Raw genomic sequence first — 247 nt, 5'->3', positions numbered from 1 at the left:
AGTCCAAGCCGACGAACTCGGAGTTCATCGCGATGGTGGCCGACAAGCTTCGTATCGAGCACAAGGTGAGCTAGGAAACGGGGCGAAATTAAGCGAAATCGATCTGTTCGCGTTCTTCGGGAAACGCCGCTTCATCGTCGGATGCTTGCCGCCGACGGTGAAAGCGGCGTTTTTTTGGTCGACACTGCTGGGATACGATGGTAAGATAGGCCTGTTGTGTCCAATTGGTGAACGCGAGAAGATATCC

1 protein-coding gene is annotated in these 247 nt (G+C 53.8%); it reads left to right on the top strand.

What is annotated here, in order from left to right; translation table 11 throughout:
• Positions 1 to 247 (top strand): hypothetical protein (locus tag NLU14_RS22655; protein ID WP_275710851.1); only part of this gene is annotated, 247 nt, incomplete at both ends.

This window comes from Marinobacter iranensis, from assembly GCF_029207565.1.
Lineage (GTDB): Bacteria > Pseudomonadota > Gammaproteobacteria > Pseudomonadales > Oleiphilaceae > Marinobacter > Marinobacter iranensis.
This window is presented reverse-complemented; position numbering and strand designations above follow the sequence as displayed.